The sequence below is a fragment of the Shewanella algidipiscicola genome (genome assembly GCF_900380485.1).
GTDB classification, from domain to species: domain Bacteria; phylum Pseudomonadota; class Gammaproteobacteria; order Enterobacterales; family Shewanellaceae; genus Shewanella; species Shewanella algidipiscicola.
Genome location: NZ_OXJV01000016.1, coordinates 15,284 through 36,634, shown reverse-complemented (window position 1 = coordinate 36,634; position 21,351 = coordinate 15,284). Strand labels below are relative to the sequence as shown.

The 21,351-nt window shown below is 48.6% G+C and carries 17 protein-coding genes; 15 read left to right on the top strand and 2 right to left on the bottom strand.

Annotated elements, in window-relative coordinates:
- The first annotated feature begins 132 nt into the window (after positions 1–132).
- Complete coding sequence (gene recQ / locus DN599_RS10455; protein ID WP_110457573.1) at positions 133–1,968, top strand: DNA helicase RecQ; 1,836 nt, start codon at positions 133–135, stop codon at positions 1,966–1,968.
- Between the two features lie 7 nt (positions 1,969–1,975).
- Here recQ and DN599_RS10450 read toward each other — a convergent pair whose 3' ends face one another.
- On the bottom strand, positions 1,976–3,724 hold the full coding sequence (locus tag DN599_RS10450; RefSeq protein ID WP_110457572.1) for a tetratricopeptide repeat protein: 1,749 nt from the start codon (positions 3,722–3,724) through the stop codon (positions 1,976–1,978).
- A 517-nt stretch (positions 3,725–4,241) separates the two neighbouring features.
- On the opposite strand from DN599_RS10450, the gene leuA reads away from it, so the two are divergent.
- From leuA to glpK, 7 genes are all read left to right on the top strand, one after another.
- Positions 4,242–5,813, top strand: a complete 1,572-nt coding sequence (gene leuA / locus DN599_RS10445; protein WP_110457571.1) for a 2-isopropylmalate synthase — start codon at positions 4,242–4,244, stop codon at positions 5,811–5,813.
- Between the two features lie 61 nt (positions 5,814–5,874).
- Positions 5,875–6,969: a 3-isopropylmalate dehydrogenase gene (gene leuB, locus DN599_RS10440; protein ID WP_110457570.1), complete on the top strand. Its 1,095-nt coding sequence runs from the start codon at positions 5,875–5,877 to the stop codon at positions 6,967–6,969.
- The gene (leuC, locus tag DN599_RS10435) at positions 6,969–8,369 is read left to right on the top strand and encodes a 3-isopropylmalate dehydratase large subunit (RefSeq protein ID WP_110457569.1); all 1,401 of its coding nucleotides are present in this window, start codon (positions 6,969–6,971) and stop codon (positions 8,367–8,369) included. The genes leuB and leuC overlap by 1 nt, the downstream gene beginning before the upstream one ends.
- 9 nt (positions 8,370–8,378) lie before the next feature.
- The gene (gene leuD, locus DN599_RS10430) at positions 8,379–8,984 is read left to right on the top strand and encodes a 3-isopropylmalate dehydratase small subunit (protein WP_110457568.1); all 606 of its coding nucleotides are present in this window, start codon (positions 8,379–8,381) and stop codon (positions 8,982–8,984) included.
- 504 nt (positions 8,985–9,488) lie between these two features.
- Positions 9,489–10,802, top strand: coding sequence for an outer membrane protein transport protein (locus tag DN599_RS10425; RefSeq protein WP_110457567.1), 1,314 nt, complete (start codon positions 9,489–9,491; stop codon positions 10,800–10,802).
- A 242-nt stretch (positions 10,803–11,044) separates the two neighbouring features.
- Entirely contained in the window at positions 11,045–11,503 is a 459-nt protein-coding gene (locus tag DN599_RS10420) for a nuclear transport factor 2 family protein (protein WP_110457566.1), read from the top strand.
- 30 nt (positions 11,504–11,533) lie between these two features.
- Positions 11,534–13,021 carry a glycerol kinase GlpK gene (gene glpK / locus DN599_RS10415; RefSeq protein ID WP_110457565.1) on the top strand — a complete coding sequence of 496 codons (1,488 nt, stop codon included), beginning with the start codon at positions 11,534–11,536 and terminating at the stop codon, positions 13,019–13,021.
- Positions 13,022–13,060: 39 nt separating this feature from the next.
- On the opposite strand, the gene DN599_RS10410 is transcribed toward glpK, so the two are convergent.
- Positions 13,061–13,348: a hypothetical protein gene (locus DN599_RS10410; RefSeq protein ID WP_110457564.1), complete on the bottom strand. Its 288-nt coding sequence runs from the start codon at positions 13,346–13,348 to the stop codon at positions 13,061–13,063.
- 544 nt (positions 13,349–13,892) lie between these two features.
- On the opposite strand from DN599_RS10410, the gene mraZ reads away from it, so the two are divergent.
- The 7 genes from mraZ to mraY are packed head-to-tail and all read left to right on the top strand — an operon-like array spanning position 13,893 to position 21,348.
- Complete coding sequence (gene mraZ, locus DN599_RS10405; protein ID WP_110457563.1) at positions 13,893–14,351, top strand: division/cell wall cluster transcriptional repressor MraZ; 459 nt, start codon at positions 13,893–13,895, stop codon at positions 14,349–14,351.
- Positions 14,352–14,384: 33 nt separating this feature from the next.
- Positions 14,385–15,326, top strand: coding sequence for a 16S rRNA (cytosine(1402)-N(4))-methyltransferase RsmH (gene rsmH / locus DN599_RS10400; protein WP_110457562.1), 942 nt, complete (start codon positions 14,385–14,387; stop codon positions 15,324–15,326).
- Positions 15,327–15,358: 32 nt separating this feature from the next.
- Entirely contained in the window at positions 15,359–15,673 is a 315-nt protein-coding gene (gene ftsL, locus DN599_RS10395; RefSeq protein ID WP_110457561.1) for a cell division protein FtsL, read from the top strand.
- Entirely contained in the window at positions 15,670–17,406 is a 1,737-nt protein-coding gene (locus DN599_RS10390; protein ID WP_110457560.1) for a peptidoglycan D,D-transpeptidase FtsI family protein, read from the top strand. The genes ftsL and DN599_RS10390 overlap by 4 nt, the downstream gene beginning before the upstream one ends.
- Complete coding sequence (gene murE, locus DN599_RS10385) at positions 17,403–18,872, top strand: UDP-N-acetylmuramoyl-L-alanyl-D-glutamate--2,6-diaminopimelate ligase (RefSeq protein ID WP_162599203.1); 1,470 nt, start codon at positions 17,403–17,405, stop codon at positions 18,870–18,872. The genes DN599_RS10390 and murE overlap by 4 nt, the downstream gene beginning before the upstream one ends.
- Positions 18,869–20,266, top strand: coding sequence for a UDP-N-acetylmuramoyl-tripeptide--D-alanyl-D-alanine ligase (locus DN599_RS10380; protein WP_110457558.1), 1,398 nt, complete (start codon positions 18,869–18,871; stop codon positions 20,264–20,266). The genes murE and DN599_RS10380 overlap by 4 nt, the downstream gene beginning before the upstream one ends.
- On the top strand, positions 20,266–21,348 hold the full coding sequence (gene mraY, locus DN599_RS10375) for a phospho-N-acetylmuramoyl-pentapeptide-transferase (RefSeq protein WP_110457557.1): 1,083 nt from the start codon (positions 20,266–20,268) through the stop codon (positions 21,346–21,348). The genes DN599_RS10380 and mraY overlap by 1 nt, the downstream gene beginning before the upstream one ends.
- Positions 21,349–21,351 lie beyond the last annotated feature (3 nt).

Below are 21,351 nucleotides of genomic sequence, written 5' to 3'. Positions count from 1 at the left end.
TTAAAACATCACCACTATGGTTAAGCGAGCATGGGGGATGGCAATAAAAAATGGCGCAATTGTCAGCGTAACCGAGACAAGCGCGATGAGCTTGATTAGAATAGGCGGCCCGATTGATGACTATGATGCCCAATGGATTCTGCAGTAACCCAAGTTGAACCCCTTAACACAGATCCGCTCGCCAGTTGTTTGCAGGCGGTATTTGGTTATCGCACCTTTAGGCAGGGTCAGCGAGAGGTTATTGATCAAGTCTTTCTCGGTCATGATGCGTTGGTTATCATGCCAACAGGGGGCGGTAAAAGTTTGTGTTATCAACTGCCAGCGTTGCTCTTTTCCGGGTTAACTGTGGTGGTGTCTCCCTTGATCTCTTTGATGAAAGATCAGGTTGATAGCCTCAAACAGATGGGCGTCGCGGCGGCATACTTAAACTCATCACAGTCTCGTGAAGCATCGCAACAGATTTTTCAGCAGATGCACCGCGGCGAACTTAAGTTGCTCTATGTGTCGCCAGAACGGCTGTTGATGGACAGTTTTGTTGAGCGTATGCAAGCCCTGCATATTTCGCTATTTGCCATCGATGAAGCGCATTGTATTTCTCAATGGGGACATGACTTTAGGCCCGAATATGCGGCGTTAGGTCGCCTTAGACAACTGTTTGCCCATGTGCCCATTATGGCCTTGACAGCCACGGCGGATCAGGCCACCCGCCAAGATATTTGTCAGCGCCTTGGGATCAGCCCCTACGTGCTATTAACCAGTTTCGACCGGCCTAATATCCGCTATACCGTTGCCGAAAAGCTCAATGCCGCCAATCAGCTTAGGCAATTTATTCAGGCGCAAAACGGCAATAGCGGCATTATCTATTGCGGCAGTCGTCGCCGCGTCGATGAAGTCGCTGAGCGGTTACGTCTGCAAGGCTATAAAGCCGATGGTTATCATGCGGGTAAAACACAAGAAGAGCGCGGCGATATTCAAGAGCGTTTCTTAAAAGATCAGTTAGATATTGTGGTAGCAACCGTGGCTTTTGGCATGGGGATTAACAAGTCTAATGTGCGTTTTGTAGTGCATTACGACATCCCTAAGAGCGTCGAGGCCTATTACCAGGAAACCGGCCGAGCTGGACGTGACGGCCTCGATGCCGAAGCGTTAATGCTGTTTGATCCTGCCGATATTGGCCGGGTACGGCATCTAATTGAGCAGGCTGAACCTGGGCCACAACAACAGGTCGAATTTCATAAGCTCAATACGATGGCGGCGTTTGCCGAGGCGCAAACGTGTCGACGTCAGGTGTTGCTGCATTATTTTGATGAGAGTGCGTCTGAACCCTGTGGTAACTGTGACATCTGTTTAGATCCCCCTAAACGCTACGATGGGGTTGAAGATGCACAAAAAGTATTGTCGTGCATTTTTAGACTGCAACAGAAATTTGGTATTAACCATTTGATCGAAGTGCTACGGGGCTCAAAGTCGGCCGGCGTGGTCGATAGAGGGCACGATAAACTCTCAACCTGGGGTATAGGTAAAGATAAGAGCCATGAATTTTGGCTTAGTATTATCAGACAGATCATTCATTTAGGTTTTGCGAGCCAAGATATCACTCGTGGCTCATCTATTAAGCTCAACCCTCAAGCGCGGGCGGTGCTCAAAGGCGAATTACCTTTGTTATTAGCCGAGCCGCGCATCACCTTAACCACAGATGTCAAACGTCGTGGCAACAGTCGTGCGCCGTTAAATTACGACCGAAAATTGTTTGCTCGCCTAAAGTTACTGCGTCGCAGTTTGGCCGAAGAGCTCGATGTGCCACCCTACCTGGTGTTTAACGATGCGACATTAGCCGAGATGGCCGCGATGTTACCCACAAGCCCGGGTGAGATGTTAGCGGTCAATGGCATAGGCGAAACTAAGCTCAAGCGTTTTGGCGATGAGTTTCTCGATGAGATCAGCGATTACCTAGCCGAAGGTTCATAACGCGGGATTAACGCCCTAATTGCTCGTTGTGCCGACTGAGTTGATCTATGCCTGCACGCTTGGTCAGTGATGACAAGGTGTCGTAATATTGCATCTCTGCCATACCTATCCTAACTTTGTCACCGCCCGGTAATGGGGCTATAACCGCTTTTAACTGTTTGACAATCTCTTTCGCCCCAGAGAGGGAGGTAAAAGGCAGCATGATAAGCAACTGGTCGCTGGCTTTATCGAGCATAATATCTTGTTGGCGAAGCTTCTGTCGTACCTCATCCAATAATGTGGCGACATTGCTAGGCGCAAGATGGCTTGGATTAATCAATAAAATCGTTATTGGATATCCAATCTGTTTGGCGCTGGCAATCAGTGCCAACATCCTTTCTTGGGCCGTCAATGGTGCATCTTGGTGTGGCATCTGTGGCGCGGTGTGCTCTTTGCGTAAACGAGATAACAACATCAGCAAGGGTAATAACAGGGCAAATACGAGAATAGCAATTAAGCCATAGTTATCATTAATACGTGCATCGAGCTTGATGGGCTTGGGCGGCTGGTTTTGTGCCAGTTTTTGGTAGCGGCCAAGCTGCGCCTTAATTTGTAAGAGGCGAGTGTTTTTTAAAAATTCATAACTGCTTTTAATACTGTCCACACGCTGTAGTTGGTAATGATAGGCTTGGCGATAGTTACCCATCCCAACAAAGTATTCACTCAATAGCTGATAGCAAATGACCAATTCATCATATTGATTCGTACGTTGTCCTATTGCGATGGCTTGCTGCATCAAGTCTAATCCTTGCTGCTCCTCACCATTGGCTAACTGGATCCGCGCCAGTAAACGAGTGGCTCTTAGGCTATCATTAATCTTTTTGTTTTTATTAAAGGTATTAAGCGCGATATTAAGCAGTTGGATGGCATTTTTGTCATTGTTACGCAGAAATTCTACCTCGGCGAGCTCGGTGTAGCTTTCGGCGAGTTCGTTGGCCGTAGCGAGTTCAGGCATTAAAATTTTAGCCTCTAAAATCATATCGTCCCTGAACTTTACCTCTTGATTCTCGTGCGCGATCTTTGCCAATGCTAACAAGATATTTAGCCTGACTTTACCTATCGTTTGTGGATAAGTTAACGCCAGTTTTGCCGTATTAAAAGATTGATTAAGTTGGCCTTTTTTTCTTAATAACTTGGCTCTGGCTAATTGCAGATAAGCCTGTGGTGGAGTGATCCATTGAGTAGGTTGGCGTAAAGCTGCTGGATAGATATCTCGTGCTAAACGAAAGTCTTCTAATGCACTGCTGTCGTTTTCTATGTGGGTATCTATTTGTCCACGTAGCATTAAGCCGTTAACTAAAGACTGAGGCTGTTCAAATTCTCTAGATTGATAAATGGCGGTATCGAGTAATGTTAAGGCTTGGCGTAGATCGCCGTAATCAATATAGGCTTCTGCCATGCAGTTTAAGAAATAGGGGCTAGCTTGTTGGATATCAAGGGATTTTGCTTTGGCATCGCCCATGCGAGCTAAGTTGATGGCCGCTTCGTTTTCGCCTAGTTGCACCAAGGCGTGACACTTAAGCAGTGATAATCTTAGCCGCGGTATAGGCGTACTATTCTTGTCATTTAGGCGCTGCTCTATGATGGCAATACTCGACAGCGCGTCACTAGGGTATTGATAAACAATGGCGGAGAGTTCATCTAACTCTGTCACAGTGTCTGCCCAAGAGGGCCACAGCCATAGGCTGAAGCTGAACACTATGAGACGAAAATCCATTTTTAAAACTCCGAAACCAAACCGTTAAAAATATTCCATTGGTCGCATTATACTGAGTTTTTATCGGTGAATGCATAAAAATTACTGCCTTCACTTGTAAAGCGTGATCTTGCTGGCGTTACATTTATCTTAGTGTAAAGAGGCTGTTTGTTGGTCGAATATGCAGTTATATCGCCACAATCTGTACGGTAAATCGACGTTGTTATGGTGATGTTTCATTAAATGTGAAAAATATGGGGTTGACTATTTAGGCTGCACACGTTAAAAAGTTAAGCGTTACCTCGAAAATATCGAATAATTAATTATTTTTTTTGAATAGATAAAAGATGAATACTAACCGTGCATTACTCAACCTCATTATTCTCCTTCTCGCAGAACCTGCGCGGAGAATGTAGTGTTGCACGCTTAATAACACCAACAGCATTCATAAACCCCGCGCTCAACACCGCGGGGTTTTTTTGTATATGGATTGGATAAAAACGCAACATAGAACCTAGTCGTTCCACGGAGAAACGAGATGTCTAACCGAGTGATAATATTTGATACAACCTTACGTGACGGTGAGCAAGCGCTGGCGGCCAGTTTAACGGTGAAGGAAAAATTACAGATAGCACTATCACTGGAACGACTCGGTGTAGATGTGATGGAGGTAGGCTTTCCTGTATCTTCACCTGGCGATTTCGATTCGGTGCAAACCATTGCCCGCACGATTAAGAATAGTCGAGTCTGCGCCTTAGCCCGTGCGCTAGAGAAAGACATTGACGCTGCTGCTCAGTCGTTATCGGTTGCGGAGCAATTTCGTATTCACACTTTTATCTCTACCTCGACCATACATGTAGAAAGTAAGTTAAAACGCTCTTTTGACCAAGTACTTGAAATGGCGGTGGCGGCAGTCAAATACGCCCGTCGTTTTACCGATGATGTCGAGTTTTCCTGCGAAGATGCAGGGCGCACGCCAATCGATAATCTTTGCCGAATGGTGGAAGAAGCCATTAAGGCGGGTGCCAAGACCATCAATATTCCAGATACTGTGGGTTATACCATCCCCAGCGAGTTTGGCGGCATCATCGAAACACTGTTCAACCGTGTCCCCAATATCGATCAAGCGGTGATTTCTGTACATTGCCACGATGACTTAGGGCTATCTGTGGCTAACTCAATTACCGCGGTGCAGCATGGCGCTAGGCAGATTGAATGTACCGTCAATGGTATCGGCGAGCGTGCTGGCAACTGCTCGCTAGAGGAGATCGCCATGATCTTAGCCACTCGAAAAGCGGCATTAGGGTTAGAAACGGGCATTAATGCCAAAGAGATCCACCGCACCTCTAACCTTGTTAGCCAGCTTTGCAATATGCCAGTGCAAGCCAATAAGGCGATTGTGGGGGCGAATGCGTTTACTCACTCTTCGGGTATCCATCAAGATGGCATGCTTAAGGCGCAAAATACCTATGAGATCATGACGCCCGAGAGCATAGGGCTAAATCGTAATAATTTAAATATGACCTCGCGTTCAGGCCGCCATGTGATTAAGCATCGCATGCAAGAGATGGGTTATGCCGAGCACGATTATGATATGGATACTCTCTATGAGGCTTTCTTAAAGCTGGCGGACAAAAAAGGCCAAGTGTTCAATTACGATCTTGAAGCCTTGGTCTTTATGGAGGCACAGGCCGATGATGAAAATCAATATAAATTGCAACAGTTAGTGGTGCATTCCGATTCCACCCAAGGACAGGCCACCGCGACGGTGACGTTAGAGGTGGGCGAGCAAGTGGTCACCGAAGCCGCCACGGGCAATGGCCCGGTCGATGCAGCGTACAACGCCATTACCCGCGCCAGTGACTGCCAAATCAATATCTCTAGCTATAAATTAAGCGCCAAAGGTGAAGGCCAAGATGCCCTAGGCCAAGTCGACATTACCGCTAAGTACCATGAGCAGAATTTCCATGGCGTCGGGTTGGCAACCGATGTGGTTGAAGCCTCAGTACAAGCCCTTATCCATGTGATGAACCTAACATGGCGTGCCGATAAGGTTGCCGAAAATAAAACTAAAATTCAACAAGGCCGGGCGGTATTAGGTGGCGTGTAACGCCAGCATGAGCGGACCTTTTTGACCATAATTGAGTAAATAAGCAGGGAGTGGGTGATTAATGAGTTATCAAATAGCAGTACTCGCCGGAGATGGTATTGGGCCAGAAGTCATGGCCGAAGCACGCAAGGTACTGAGCGCCGTTGAAGAGCGGTTTAACTTAGCTATCGAATACAGCGAATATGATGTGGGCGGCGCGGCCATCGACAACCACGGTTGTCCATTACCAGAGGTGACCCTCAAGGGGTGTGAAACTGCCGATGCGATATTATTTGGTTCTGTGGGGGGGCCAAAATGGGAACACTTGCCCCCTAATGAGCAGCCAGAGCGCGGCGCGTTACTGCCACTAAGAGGCCACTTTGAGCTGTTTTGTAATATCCGCCCCGCCAAATTGCACACGGGGCTAGAGCACATGTCGCCGCTGCGCAGTGACATCTCAGCACAAGGTTTTGATGTGTTATGTGTACGAGAGCTCACTGGCGGTATTTACTTTGGTAAACCTAAAGGGCGCCAAGGTGAAGGCGAAAACGAAGAAGCCTTCGACACTATGCGTTACAGCCGCAAAGAGATCCGCCGTATTGCCAAAATCGCCTTCGAAGCCGCTCAAGGGCGCCGCAAAAAAGTGACCTCGGTCGACAAGGCCAACGTCTTAGCCTGCTCGGTGTTATGGCGTGAAGTGGTTGAAGAGGTGGCTGCCGATTTCCCCGATGTTGAGCTTGAACATATCTATATCGATAACGCCACCATGCAGCTACTGCGTCGTCCGTTCGATTTTGACGTGATGCTGTGTTCTAACTTATTTGGCGACATTATCTCCGATGAAATCGCCATGTTAACTGGCTCAATGGGCTTATTATCATCGGTCAGTCTTAATAGTGATGGCTTTGGCTTGTATGAGCCTGCTGGTGGCAGTGCACCGGATATTGCAGGCCAAGGCATTGCCAACCCCGTGGCTCAAATCCTTTCTGCCGCCTTATTATTGCGCCACAGCCTTAAGTTAGAACAGGCCGCCGAGGCTATCGAGGTCGCTGTGGCTAAGGCGCTGAGCGACGGTTATTTAACCGCAGAACTATTGCCCGCTAGCAAGCGCGGTAATGCCAAATCAACCCGTGAAATGGGCGATTACATCGCTCAAGCTGTCAGAGAGGCAAAGTAATGGCTAAGACACTCTATGAAAAAGTATGGGACAGCCACATTGTTGCCGCACCCCAAGGAGAAGCACCACTGATCTATGTCGATCGACATTTGGTGCACGAGGTGACCTCACCTCAGGCATTTAGTGGCTTAAAGGTGGCGGGTCGTCAATTGCGCGCCCCAGAAAAAACCTTTGCTACCATGGATCACAATACCTCTACCAAGAGTGCCAGCTTAGATGCCCTAAGCCCAATGGCCCGCATTCAGGTAGAAACCTTGGCGCAAAACTGCGAAGAGTTTGGAGTTCGCCTTTATGATATTCACCATAAAAACCAAGGCATAGTGCATGTGATGGGCCCGGAGCTGGGGATCACCTTGCCAGGTACTGTCATTGTGTGTGGTGATTCTCATACCGCGACGCATGGCGCTTTTGGCGCACTGGCATTTGGTATTGGTACCTCTGAGGTTGAGCATGTGATGGCGACGCAGACTCTGCGCCAGCTTAAAGCGAAAACCATGAAGATTGAGGTGCGTGGTCACGTTGCCGATGGCATTACTGCTAAAGATATCGTGCTGGCCATTATCGGTAAAATCGGCATGGATGGCGGTACGGGTTATGTGGTGGAGTTCTGCGGTGAGGCGATTGAAGCCCTGTCGATGGAAGGCCGTATGACTGTGTGTAACATGGCGATTGAAATGGGCGCCAAGGCGGGGATGGTGGCGCCCGATGCGACGACTATCGATTATGTCAAAGGGCGTGAATTTGCGCCAAAAGGGGCCGATTGGGAGAGTGCCGTTGCCGCATGGCGTGAATTACGCAGCGATGATGATGCTGTTTTTGATGCCCATGTGGTGTTACAGGCTGCGGACATCGCACCGCAACTGACTTGGGGCACCAATCCTGGTCAGGTAGTGGCTATCGATCAGCCGGTACCTAATCCGCTGGATGAACCCAACCCTACCTCACGCAGCAGTATCGAAAAAGCCCTTGAGTATGTAGCGCTTACAGCGGGCACCCGCATGACAGATGTCTCAATTAATAAAGTGTTTATCGGCTCGTGCACCAATTCGCGTATCGAAGATTTGCGCTTAGCGGCACATCAGGCCAAAGGGCGCAAGGTGGCTGCAGGCGTCACCGCCATAGTGGTGCCAGGCTCAGGCCTAGTGAAAGAGCAGGCCGAGGCCGAAGGGTTAGATAAAATCTTTATCGATGCAGGTTTCGAGTGGCGCTTGCCCGGTTGCTCTATGTGTTTGGCGATGAATGACGACAGGTTAGAAGCGGGCGATCGCTGTGCCTCCACCAGTAACCGTAATTTTGAAGGACGCCAAGGGCGCGGCAGTCGCACCCATTTGGTGAGCCCAGCCATGGCAGCCGCTGCTGCGGTTGCTGGCCATTTCGTCGATATTCGCAAAGCCTATTAGGAGAGCATTATGCAAGCATTTACCACTCATACTGGCCTAGCGACCATGATTGATAGCGCTAATATCGATACCGATCAAATCATCCCTAAGCAGTTTCTATCTAAGGTGACTCGCGACGGTTTTGGAGTGCATCTTTTTCATGACTGGCGTTATCTTGATGACGCTGGGAATACACCTAACCCTGCATTTAGCTTAAACCAAGCGCGCTATGCCGGCGCGTCAGTGTTGCTCGCCAAAGAGAACTTTGGTTGTGGCTCAAGCCGCGAGCATGCGCCATGGGCCTTAGCCGATTTTGGTTTTAAAGTGATTATCGCCCCAAGCTTTGCCGATATCTTTTATGGTAATTCAATCAATAATGGCCTGTTGCCTGTTTGTTTGACAGAGGCGCAAGTACAACAGTTGATGGATGAGGTCAGCGCTCAGCAAGGTGCTCAGGTGACGGTTGATCTGCAGCGCCAGCAAGTTATTGCCCCTTCAGGCGCCGAGTTTGCTTTTACGATTGCCGAATCGGCGAGGCACAACCTACTCAATGGGTTGGATGCCATCGGTATTAGCTTAACTTACAGCGAGGCTATTGTTGCTTATGAGGCGCAGCTCCCCGCTTGGCGAGCTTAATGTAGCCTTAACTTTTTAGCGTACACTTGTACTGTACCTGTTCAAAATTGGGCCAGTTCAACAATCTGTTGTGCTGGCTTTGTTATATTGGTCGCGTGTAAATGCAAGTAAATTACTTTACTTACAATTGGTTAGGGTTTTTGGATCGTGTTTTTTTATGTAAGTCTAACAAGGGTAGTGATTTATGCTGCCATTTTTAACGGGTAAGAGTGAACACTTGTGTTATTAATGTTTTGCATTTATTTATATGATAAATAAGGTCTTTTGTTTTTTGTTATATGCTTCCAGGCTTGGTTAAGTGAACATGGATCACATTTTTAGCCAGTTTTGTATCAGTTTTGTGAGCAGTTTTGTGTGTATTTCACTGCTCGATAATGAGGTTGGTAGCATAATGAACTGAAATGATTTCTTTGCTTGTAAAGATATTCTGCGTAAGTAGACTGCGGCTCACTAAAAGACTGGAGTGATAACTCTAAGTCAGCTGATAACAATAAGAGAGCCACGATGAATAAGCGTATTTTATCTTTAGCGGTACTTGCAGCCATGACTGCACCTTTAACTCAAGTTCAGGCAGCAGGCTTCCAGCTTGCAGAGTATTCAGCCACAGGTTTAGGCCGCGCCTATGCTGGTGAAGCGGCGATAGCCGATAACGCCGCCGTGCAAAACCGCAACCCAGCCATGTTGACCTATTTAGCGGGCACTCAAATCACCGCTGGTGCGATTTTGGTTATGCCAAATATCGATATCAATGGCGAAGTGACTTACACCGATGGTATTAATGCCACTTCTGCACAAGATATTGCCGATGACGCGGTAGTGCCTAACTTTTACCTGTCGCATCAGTTGAATGACCAGTGGTTTTTAGGCCTAAGTATTGGCAGTAACTTTGGTATGGCGACCGAGTTAGATGACAGTTTCCGTGGCACACAGTATGGTAACGAAGCGTCTGTGACCACAATCGAAATCAACCCAAATGTGGCTTACCGTATTAATGAACAGTTCAGTGTTGGTGCGGGTGTCCGTTTAGTCTTAGGTGAAGGTAGCATTGGTGCTAAGAGCTCTGCTGACGTTACATTGCCGCCGCAAATGGGCAGTCTTAAAGTGCCTAAAGGTACAACCCTTAAGTATATGGAAGGCGATGATGTCGCCTGGGGTTGGCAACTAGGTGCCGCTTGGCAGTTAAACGAGGCGCATCGTATCGGTGTTAACTATCGCTCAGCGGTTGATCAAACCCTTGAAGGTGAAGCCAATGGTTTTGCCTTCAACCCACTCGATCCAAGCTTAAAGCTGGCTGGCTCTATGGAGTTGTCGTTGCCGGCAACGGCTGAGATCGCCTCTTTTCACCAGTTAAGTAATGATATTGCGGTGCACGCGAGCATCAATTGGACTGATTGGAGTTCATTTGAAAAGCTAGAAGCCGTGATCCCAGCGCTACCTACGCCAACGCAACTGGTGAAGCAAGAAAACTGGCAAGACAGCTATCGCTTTGCCTTAGGCGCGACCTATGACCTGTCGGCCTTATCGACACTGCGTGCTGGTGTCGCTTATGACAAATCGGCAGTGTCAGATGATAACCGTACCCTCACAATCCCTGAAATGGATCGTGTTTGGGTGAGCGCCGGTTACAGTTATAAGATGAGCAAGCAGTTGGATCTAGATGTCGGCGTTACCTATATCTTTGCCGACGAGTCTGCAGTCAAGGAGCCGCGCCCAGGTATCGCGTCTGATCTAACGTCTGCTCCTTTTGGCGGCACATTTAGCGGTACCACCAGCGGTAACATTATGTTATTTGGTGTTCAGGCAAGCTATCGCTTTTAAGGGCTAACCGGACCTAAAAGGGGTTGAGGCGTTGTGCTTCGCCCCTTTTTTTATGCAAGTTATTGGGTAGCAGCAGCTTTTAGTATGGGAGGGGAGGTAACTTTTATTCGCAAAATGGATCTTAGGCGATTATATTCTTCTCAATATCAAACCATTATTCACTGTTGCTGATTGTTGCAGTATTACCCCGTCGGCCGTTATGGTGTTATTGGCTTGACCTTAATTCGCATAAGAGGTGCAAAATGAAACCCTTACTCCTAGCTGCAAGCATAGCGCTACTGCCGATGTCGGCTATTGCAACCACCCAGTCAACAGAAGTGGTTAAAAGCTTTATTGACGCCTATAACCAACACAGTGTCGAGCAGATGATGCAGTATGTGACCGATGAGGTTCGCTGGATGCACATTACGGGCAACCAAGTCGATATTGAAACGGCTAACAAAGACCAGTTTGGCGCTGCAATGACTGATTACTTCGAAACCTTAAACCATCCCAAGGCCACTATTTTACAGATGATCGACTCATCGCATTATGTCAGCACGGTCGAGCGAGTCAGTTGGACTCACGAAGGCGAAGAGCTGAGTCAATGTAGTATTGGTAATTTTAGAGTGCAAGAGGGCAAAATTGCCGAGTTTTGGTATTTGCCGGCTCATGCCTGTGATGATATTCCTGCAGTGAATCATGCCGATGAAGCGCGTTAACCTCTTAAGTCATAGTGTGGAGTTGTTATAGTGGATAAGCGTTATGTCATCGCACTGGATCAGGGTACAACCAGTTCTCGAGCGATGATTTTTGATCATGATGCCAATATTGTTGCCGTTTCGCAGCGGGAATTTGCACAGATATACCCTAAGGCGGGATGGGTTGAGCATGATCCGATGGAGATCTGGTCATCGCAAAGCTCGACCTTAATCGAAGCCTTAGCACGTGCGGGGATCCATGGCGATGAGGTTGCCGCAATTGGCATTACTAATCAGCGTGAAACCACTGTGGTGTGGGACAAGACCACGGGTAAACCCATTTACAATGCAATTGTGTGGCAGTGTCGTCGCAGTCAGCCCCTGTGTGAGGCGCTTAAGCAGCGTGGTCTAACTCAATATATTCAGCAGACCACAGGTTTATTGCTCGATCCCTATTTTTCGGCCACTAAGATCCGCTGGATTTTAGACAATGTCGCAGGAGCCAGAGAGAAGGCTCAGGCAGGCGACCTGCTGTTTGGCACTATCGATACTTGGTTAGTATGGAAGCTGACAGAGGGCAAGGTGCATGTGACTGATCCCACTAATGCTTCGCGTACCATGCTATTTGATATTCACAAGCAGCAGTGGGATCCGCTGTTACTCGATGAGCTGGATATCCCAGCCTCCATGTTGCCCGAGGTTAAACCCTCATGTGCCATCTATGGTAATACTCGTATTGCTGGGGAGGGCGGTGAGATCCCCGTTGCAGGCATGGCGGGCGATCAGCAGTCGGCGCTTTTTGGTCAGTTATGCATAGATGAAGGTATGGCTAAAAATACCTATGGCACAGGTTGTTTTTTACTGATGAATACTGGCCTGCAGGCGGTGCAATCACGTCATGGGCTATTGACCACTATTGCCATTGGTGCCCAATGCGAAGTGAATTACGCTTTAGAAGGCTCGGTATTTATGGGCGGAGCAACCATTCAATGGCTGCGTGATGAATTAGGGCTTATCCGTGATGCTCAAGATACCGAATATTTTGCCTCAAAAGTGTGCGACACCAATGGCGTCTATCTGGTACCTGCGTTTGTGGGACTAGGCGCTCCTTATTGGGATGCCAATGCCCGTGGCGCACTGGTAGGCTTATCTCGTGGTGCTAATCGTAATCACATTATCCGTGCCGCGCTTGAGGCCATTGCCTACCAAAGTAAGGATCTGCTCGATGCCATGATCAAAGATAGTGGCGTGCAATTAAAGCAGATAAAAGTCGATGGCGGGGCGGTGGCAAATGATTTCTTGATGCAGTTTCAGGCTGATATTACCAATGTTGAAGTGCAGCGTCCCGCTGTTACTGAAACGACCGCCATGGGCGCGGCATTTCTGGCGGGGCTTGCTGTGGGTTTCTGGCAATCTACGGCTGAATTAAAACATAAGGCGGGGGTGGATAGGTGTTTTACTCCGTCGATTAGTCCTGATACGCGTCAAGCGCTATACCAAGGGTGGAAACTGGCGGTCGCGCAAGTCACTGAACATTAATTATTGTGGCTTGTCTGGTCACGTCAAGCTAAGCCAGCCTTAGACGTCAATATCGATATGGGGTAAAGGCGATGATAGCGCTTCATCTTGGGCGCGTTGTTCTTGGGCTTTACGATGTGCACGACCACGACGATCGCCACGCGGGTTGGCACGGCGTTCTTCTTTTTTACGGCGCTCAAGATGCGGCGGTAATTGAGACTGAGGCGCCTCATGACTGTCGGCATGGATAGCCTCAATGTTTTCAGTTTGCTCTACGATCCGCTTACGTTTGGTTATTTGCACCACAGGTCGTGCCAGCATGGCATATACACTGTCTAAACTAATCATGTTGACCTCTGCCTTGGCATTTTCTTTGTTCCCCCCCGTACCTTGTATTAGATTATATCGACCAAACTTGGCTAAATTTTAGTCTATGGCGTTTTTATTTTTTACCAATCGTTTTTATTGTGTCGGCAGTGATACTGCGTAATTACGATGATAAGGGGTTGGTGATGTTAAATCAGGTGAGTATTTTCAGCGCGTAAGTTGGTGGGCTATTGATGTTAAGATGTGTGCTTCTGCGAATCCAATGAGAGCAATAATCGCTAACCTTGTCCAATATTAGGGTGACAGATCCACCTAATGGCTGATTTCGGTTATTTGTGGCGATATTTTGTACTTAAACAACGCGCTTCTAGTCCCTCACTCCCGCTTTTTGCCGTGAATTACCCCTGTTATTAAATATTTACAAACATGCCGCTAAGCCGCTTGAATACTGGCTTTATAAATAATTTCATTCCTTGACAATACTTGCATAGTATCTCTAAACTTAGCATCTGTGGGAAATTGTGGATATTTGTGGATCATTTAATTTTAACAAGGATGAATTAACGTGTTTCGTGGTGCGAGCGCTATAAACCTTGATACGAAAGGACGGATCGCCATTCCAAAGCGATATCGTGAGACGCTGCACGCCGAATTTAATAGCCAGTTGATTATCACAGTTGATTTTGACGACCCCTGTTTATTGCTATATCCGCTAGAAGCTTGGAAGAAGATTGAAGCCAAGTTATTGCTGTTATCAGACACTCGAAAGACCGAGCGTTCGATGAAGCGCATGTTACTCGGCTATGCCCACGAATGTGAATTAGATACCAATGGTCGCCTGCTATTGCCTCCTCCTCTGCGTCAGTACGCTAACTTAGACAAGCGTGCGATGTTGGTGGGGCAATTGAATAAATTTGAGCTGTGGGATGAAGCGCAATGGCAGCAACAGATCGAACTTAGCCATGAAATGATTCAAAGCGAAGCGTTTGCAGACAGCGAACGTTTGGCTGACTTCTCTTTGTAATAAAGAGATTAACTTAATAGATAGAAGAGAGCGATGACTCAAGAATTTGCGCACTTATCAGTACTGTTGAACGAAACGGTAGCAGGACTCAACATTAAGCCAGGTGGTATCTATATTGATGGCACCTTCGGGCGTGGTGGGCATTCTAGAGAAGTGCTCAAGCAGTTAGGTGAAACAGGCCGCCTCATCGCAATCGATCGCGATCCGCAGGCGATTGCCGCCGCAGAGCAATTTGCCGATGATAAACGTTTTTCTATCGTGCATGGTGGGTTTGGTCAGTTAGCGCAATATGTTAACGAGCTTAATCTTAAAGGTAAGATAGACGGCATCTTATTTGATTTTGGTGTTTCCTCCCCACAACTCGATGATGCCGAACGTGGCTTTAGCTTTCTGCGCGATGGTCCGCTCGATATGCGCATGGACAACTCACAAGGCGAAACCGCAGCACAATGGCTAGCTCGCGCCGAAATTGAAGATATGGCTTGGGTATTTAAAACCTATGGCGAAGAGAAAAACGCCCGCCATATTGCCCGTTGCATCGCCGCCGATCGTGATAAAACCCCCTTTTTACGCACCACAGAGTTAGCGGATTTGATCGCGCGTATCAGTAAGAGTAAAGAGCGTAACAAGCATCCTGCAACCCGAGTGTTTCAAGCGATCCGTATCTACATTAACAGCGAGTTAGAACAGATAGATCAAGCGCTTGAAGGCGCTTTAAGTGTACTTGCACCACAAGGGCGCTTATCGGTCATCAGCTTTCATTCGTTAGAAGATCGTATGGTAAAGCGTTTTATTCGTCGCCACAGTCAGGGAGAGTCTGTGCCTCATGGCTTACCTATTACTGAAGCTGAAATCAATAAAACCAAATTACTTAAGCCGATAGGTAAGGCGATTAAGCCGTCAGCTGAAGAGATTGAGCGCAACACCAGAGCAAGAAGTTCGGTGTTACGCATCGCTGAGCGACTCGATTATTAACCTCGCGATGGGTTTTGAGATAAGGGATTCTAGTGAGTAAAACACAGCTCAATTTGACCCGCATCGTGTTACTAGATTTATGGCATCACAAGTGGGTGCTATTGCTCGCGGTGGCCGTGTTAGCTAATGCCGTGTTGGTGGTGTACACCAGCCATGCCAGTCGTAAGTACACCAGTCAGTGGGAGCAGTTATTGCAAGAACGTGACCGCCTCGATATTGAGTGGCGTAATTTGCTGTTAGAAGAGCAGTCGCAATCTGAGCACAGCCGTGTGACTCGTATTGCGACCAAAGAGTTAGAGATGATCAGGCCCTTGCCTAACGAAGAAGTGGTGATAAGAATACCGTGAAGAAGCAAGCGAAACGTAAGCAAAAACCACAACTTATCCACTGGCGTCTATACGTCGTAGTGGCGTTTGTGTGTGTGTTGTTTACCAGCTTAGTGGGACGCGCGGCGTATATTCAAATTATTGAGCCAGAAAAGCTGCGCCACGAGAGTGATATGCGCACACTACGTACCACAAGCCGCGAAGTGCACCGAGGCTTGATCACCGACCGCAACGGCGAGATGCTTGCCGTTAGTGTGCCCGTTAAGGCGGTTTATGCCGACCCTAAAGTGGTGCATGACGAAGACGGTTTTGCTGATATGCGTCGCTGGCAAGCGTTAGCCGACGTGTTGCACGCGCCTAAAAGCGAGATTCTTACGCGGGTGCAATCAAACCCAAAGCGCCGCTTTACCTACCTTAAGCGTCAAGTCACGCCCGCCGTTGCCGATTACATTAAGCAACTTAAGTTACCCGGCGTGTACTTAAAAGCCGAGTCGCGGCGCTACTATCCCACCAGTGAAATTTCGGCGCAGCTGGTGGGGCTGACCAATATTGATGATATCGGTATTGAAGGCATTGAAAATACCTATAACGACTGGCTGACGGGTACGCCAACCAAGCAACAGGTGCGTAAGTCGCGCGACGGTCATGTGGTTGAACGGTTAGACATGGTGCAAATGGGTGAAAACTCGAATGATTTAGTGCTCAGTATCGATCAGCGCATTCAGCAACTTGCCTACCGAGAGATTAAACGTACTACGGAAATCAACCAAGCGACGTCAGCCTCGATTGTGGTGCTCGATGTGCATACGGGCGAAGTCTTGGCCATGGCGAATACTCCCTCTTATAACCCTAACTCTAGGGATAATCTGCAGAGTTACCGCATGCGCAATCGCGCGCTCACCGATGCCTATGAACCGGGCTCAACCATTAAGCCGTTTGTGGTTGCGGCGGCATTAGAAGCGGGCACCATTGACGTTAATCAGATTTTTAAGACTCACCCAGGACGCATTCGTATCGGTGGTAAAATTGTGCGTGATGGGCGCAATTACGGTGACATGAGCCTCACCGATGTATTGGTGCATTCAAGCAACGTGGGCATGACCCAAATTGCGCTCTCTATGCCGGTGCAAGAGCTATTGGGCTATTACCAAGCGATGGGGCTGGGCAGCTACTCTGGCATTAACCTTCCGGGTGAAAGCGCCGGACTCATTCATGATCGCCGTCGCTGGTCTGATTTTGAACGAGCGACCCTCTCTTTTGGTTATGCCTTAACGGTAACGCCGCTGCAGATAGCCAGAATGTACGCCATGCTAGGCAGTGGTGGCATCTTGTATCCTTCATCCATTCTTAAATTAAATCAGCCACCTGAAGGGCAGCGCGTGGTATCGACCGAGGTGGCCGAAAACGTAATGCAGATGCTGATAGGGGTGACCGAGCCAGGTGGCACCGCCAAGAAAGCCCATATTGATGGTTATCCGGTTGCGGGTAAAACGGGCACAGCACGTAAGGCGGTTGCTGGTGGTTATGGTGACGACTACGTGGCGTTATTCGCTGGTGTAGCTCCGGTACATAATCCTAAGTTGGCGATTGTCGTCGTGGTCAACGAACCCAAAGGCGATCGTTATTATGGCGGTGATATTGCAGCTCCAGTGTTTGCTAAAGTGATGTCAGGAGCGTTACAGATGTTGAATGTTGAGCCTATTAGTGCTCAAGAAAAAGTGAGATTAGCCGGTAATGTTAGGAGAGGTGAATAATGTTACTGCGTGATGTACTGGCGCCCTGGTTTCATTTTGCGGGCCCCGAAACGATGACACATTTAAGTTTAGATAGCCGCGATATTTCGCCTGGCTGTGTCTTCGTTGCCGTGCCTGGCCACAAGGTCGATGGTCGGCAATATATTGCAGCCGCCTTTGCTAATGGTGCGAACGCCGCCATTGTGCATACCGACTCGCCAGAGTTGCACGGTCAAGTGAGCCATGAGGGCGGCTTACAGGTTTTTTTCTTTCAGCTATCGCGTCAGTTGTCAGCCTTATCGGCGCAAGTTTATCATTTGGGCGTCGAGCGTTGTAAAATCATCGGGGTGACGGGTACCAACGGCAAAACCTCGGTCACCCAATTAATTGCCCAGTTATGTGAGAGCATGGCATGTCGCAGTGCGGTTATGGGCACTTTAGGTAATGGGATTTGGGGGCAGTTAGTCGATAGCGGCAATACCACTGCCGACCCTATTACTGTGATGCGTCAGCTGCATGAATTTAATCGCCAAGGCGCGCAGGTGTGTGCCATGGAAGTATCGAGTCATGGACTGGTACAAGGCCGTGTCGATGCGGTGCCCTTTGATGTGGCGGTATTTACTAATTTAAGCCGCGACCACCTCGATTATCACGGCACGATGGACGCCTATGGCGCTGCAAAGCAGCGGTTATTTCGTTTTGCCTCTTTGTCTCATGGGCTACTTAATATCGACGATCCTATTGGTGAGCAGTGGCTCGATGATAGCCATGGCCAACACCTTGTCGGTTACAGCGTTAACGCTCATCCTCGTGCTGCCATTTACACCACAGAGGTAAAGCAACATGCTAATGGCGTCAGTGCCACATTAGTTTGGCCAGAGGGACAAGCCCAAGTGGATAGCCCATTATTGGGCATATTTAACCTGGCCAATTTGGTCGCCGCATTAGGGGCTTTGTATCTGTGTGGTTACTCCATGGCAGAGCTGCTTAAGCATGTGGCACAGTTACAACCTGTCGCTGGGCGCATGGAGCGTTTTACGACCCAAAATGGCGTGACGTTAGTGGTGGATTATGCCCACACGCCAGATGCACTCGCCCAAGCATTAACGGCGCTTAGAGGCCATTGCCAAGGGCAGCTGTGGTGTTTGTTTGGCTGTGGTGGCGATAGGGATAAAGGCAAACGCCCATTGATGGCACAAGCTGGCGAGGCGCATGCCGATCGGCTAATGGTCACCAGTGATAATGCCCGTAGCGAAATCCCCGAAGCTATTATTGCCGATATTATCGCCGGACTTGCTCAGCCTGAGATGGCGCTGACAAATGTTGACCGCCAGCAAGCGATTGAGCAAGTGGTGGCCAATGCAGCTCCTGGCGATCTAATTTTGCTGGCTGGTAAAGGCCATGAGGCTTATCAAGAGATAGCTGGGCGCCGCATCGATTATGATGAACGCGCCTTAGCGGCCGCGATTGCTGGGAGAGCCGTATGATCCCCTTAACCTTAACGCAATTAGCCACTCAACTCGGTGGCAGATTAGTCGGTGATGACTTAACTGTAAGCAAAGTGGCTAGTGATAGCCGCGCGGTCGATGCGCAGACCTTATTTGTCGCCCTAAAAGGGGAGCGCTTCGACGGCCATGACTTTGCCGCCACAGCGGTTGATAACGGAGCCGCGGCCTTGTTAGTCGAGCGGGTGTTGCCATTACCCGTACCGCAGTTGGTCGTAGGCAATAGTCAGTTGGCGATGGGGCAGATAGGAGCCTTTGTAAAACAACACGTTGCGCCTAAGTCGTTGGCGCTGACCGGCTCTAATGGCAAGACCAGCGTCAAAGAGATGGTCGCGACGATTTTATCTCAGCAGCATCAGGTGCTTTACACCGCAGGTAACTTCAATAATGAGATTGGCGTGCCCTTAACCCTGCTGCGATTAGAGCCGCAACATGAATTTGGGGTGTTCGAATTAGGCGCTAATCATATCGGCGAGATTAATTACACTTCATCTTTAGTGCAACCGGATGTCGCTCTGGTTAATAATGTCGCCTCGGCGCACCTAGAGGGCTTTGGCTCACTCGAAGGTGTGGCTAAGGCTAAGTCTGAAATTTTCAATCATTTGGCGAAAGCTGGCGTTGCGGTGATCAATGCCGATGACGCTTTTGCGGATGTAATGCATGCTGCGGCCGCAGGTACTGCACAGCTGACCTTTTCGATACAAGAGAGTACTGAAGCCGAGCCAGAGCTTGCTAAGCGGGCCGATGTGGTCGCTTGCGACTTACGGGCGGATGTAGTGGGGCGCTATCGCTTTGACCTGCACTATCAGCAGCAGTGTTATCCAGTGAGTTTGCCTTTGTCGGGGCGCCATCAGGTGAGCAATGCCTTAGCGGCCACCGCATGTTGTTTAGCCTTAGGGCTGTCGCTACATGAGATTGTCGATGGTTTGCATAAATTGACGCCGGTGCAAGGCCGTATGTTGCCCACACAGCTGGGGCGCATTTTATTAGTCGATGACAGTTATAACGCCAATCCTGCCTCGGTAGGGGCGGCAATTGACTGGCTTCAAGAAATTAGCGGAAATCGCTGTTTAGTGCTGGGCGATTTAGGCGAATTAGGTGACAATGCGTCCCTTTTACATTGGCAACTTGGCGAAAAGGCCAAGTTACAGGGGATCGATGCCTTGTTCTCACTTGGAGAGCTTAGCCGAAACAGCAGTGACGCATTTTCGGGGCAACATTTTGACCATTTAGATGAGTTGGTCGTAAGTTTAATCAATTATTTTAACCAGTTAGATGGAGATGTGACTGTGTTAGTCAAAGGATCTCGCAGTGCCAAAATGGAGCGCGTGGTAGAGGCCTTAATTGCCGCCTTCGAGCGCAAGGAGTTGTATTAATGCTGGTTTATCTGGCTGAGTATCTAACCCAGTATTATTCAGGGTTTAACGTTTTTTCTTATGTGACATTTAGGGCGATCCTTGGTCTGTTGACCGCCATGCTATTTAGTTTGTGGTGGGGACCTAAGATGATTGAGCGTTTGCAGTTACTGCAAATAGGTCAAGTGGTACGTAACGATGGACCCGAATCGCATTTTAGTAAACGCGGCACCCCGACCATGGGGGGCTTGCTGATCTTAGCGGGCGTGTTCATTAGCGTGCTGTTGTGGGGCGATCTGGGCAGCCGTTATGTGTGGGTGATGCTGTTTGTATTGGCCGCTTTCGGTCTGATTGGTTTTATTGATGACTACCGTAAAGTAGTACGTAAAGATACCAAGGGCTTGATTGCTCGTTGGAAGTATATCCTGCAATCATTAGCGGCATTAGCCATAGCATTTTATTTGTATGCCTCGGCGCAAACCGTGGGTGAAACCCAATTGGTGGTGCCGTTCTTTAAAGATGTGATGCCGCAGTTGGGTGTGCTCTTTATCGTTTTGGCTTACTTCACCATTGTTGGGTCAAGTAATGCGGTTAACTTAACCGACGGTCTCGACGGCTTGGCAGTTATGCCAACAGTGATGGTGGCGGCAGCGTTTGCTTTGATTGCTTATCTTTCAGGGCACGTGCAATTTGCCAACTATCTGCATATTCCCTATTTGCCAGGTTCTGGCGAGTTAGTCATTGTCTGCACCGCTATTGTGGGCGCGGGGTTGGGCTTTCTCTGGTTTAACACTTACCCAGCACAAGTCTTTATGGGCGATGTGGGCTCTTTGTCATTGGGCGCTGCGCTCGGAACCATTGCCGTGTTAGTACGCCAAGAGATTTTACTGGTGATCATGGGCGGCGTATTTGTGATGGAAACCGTATCGGTCATCTTGCAGGTGGGGTCGTACAAGCTGCGTGGTCAACGTATTTTCAGAATGGCACCCATTCATCATCACTATGAATTAAAAGGCTGGCCAGAACCTCGGGTTATTGTACGTTTCTGGATTATTTCGCTGTTTTTAGTGTTGCTAGGCTTAGCAACCTTAAAGTTAAGGTAAACA

Coding starts and splice junctions, on each gene's coding strand:
- DN599_RS10425 (WP_110457567.1), top strand. CDS start 9,489: ATGAATAAGCGTATTTTATCTTTAGCGGTACTTGCAGCCATGACTGCA.
- rsmH (WP_110457562.1), top strand. CDS start 14,385: ATGACTCAAGAATTTGCGCACTTATCAGTACTGTTGAACGAAACGGTA.
- recQ (WP_110457573.1), top strand. CDS start 133: ATGGATTCTGCAGTAACCCAAGTTGAACCCCTTAACACAGATCCGCTC.
- DN599_RS10450 (WP_110457572.1), bottom strand. CDS start 3,724: ATGGATTTTCGTCTCATAGTGTTCAGCTTCAGCCTATGGCTGTGGCCC.
- leuC (WP_110457569.1), top strand. CDS start 6,969: ATGGCTAAGACACTCTATGAAAAAGTATGGGACAGCCACATTGTTGCC.
- leuD (WP_110457568.1), top strand. CDS start 8,379: ATGCAAGCATTTACCACTCATACTGGCCTAGCGACCATGATTGATAGC.
- leuA (WP_110457571.1), top strand. CDS start 4,242: ATGTCTAACCGAGTGATAATATTTGATACAACCTTACGTGACGGTGAG.
- leuB (WP_110457570.1), top strand. CDS start 5,875: ATGAGTTATCAAATAGCAGTACTCGCCGGAGATGGTATTGGGCCAGAA.
- DN599_RS10420 (WP_110457566.1), top strand. CDS start 11,045: ATGAAACCCTTACTCCTAGCTGCAAGCATAGCGCTACTGCCGATGTCG.
- DN599_RS10410 (WP_110457564.1), bottom strand. CDS start 13,348: ATGATTAGTTTAGACAGTGTATATGCCATGCTGGCACGACCTGTGGTG.
- mraY (WP_110457557.1), top strand. CDS start 20,266: ATGCTGGTTTATCTGGCTGAGTATCTAACCCAGTATTATTCAGGGTTT.
- DN599_RS10380 (WP_110457558.1), top strand. CDS start 18,869: ATGATCCCCTTAACCTTAACGCAATTAGCCACTCAACTCGGTGGCAGA.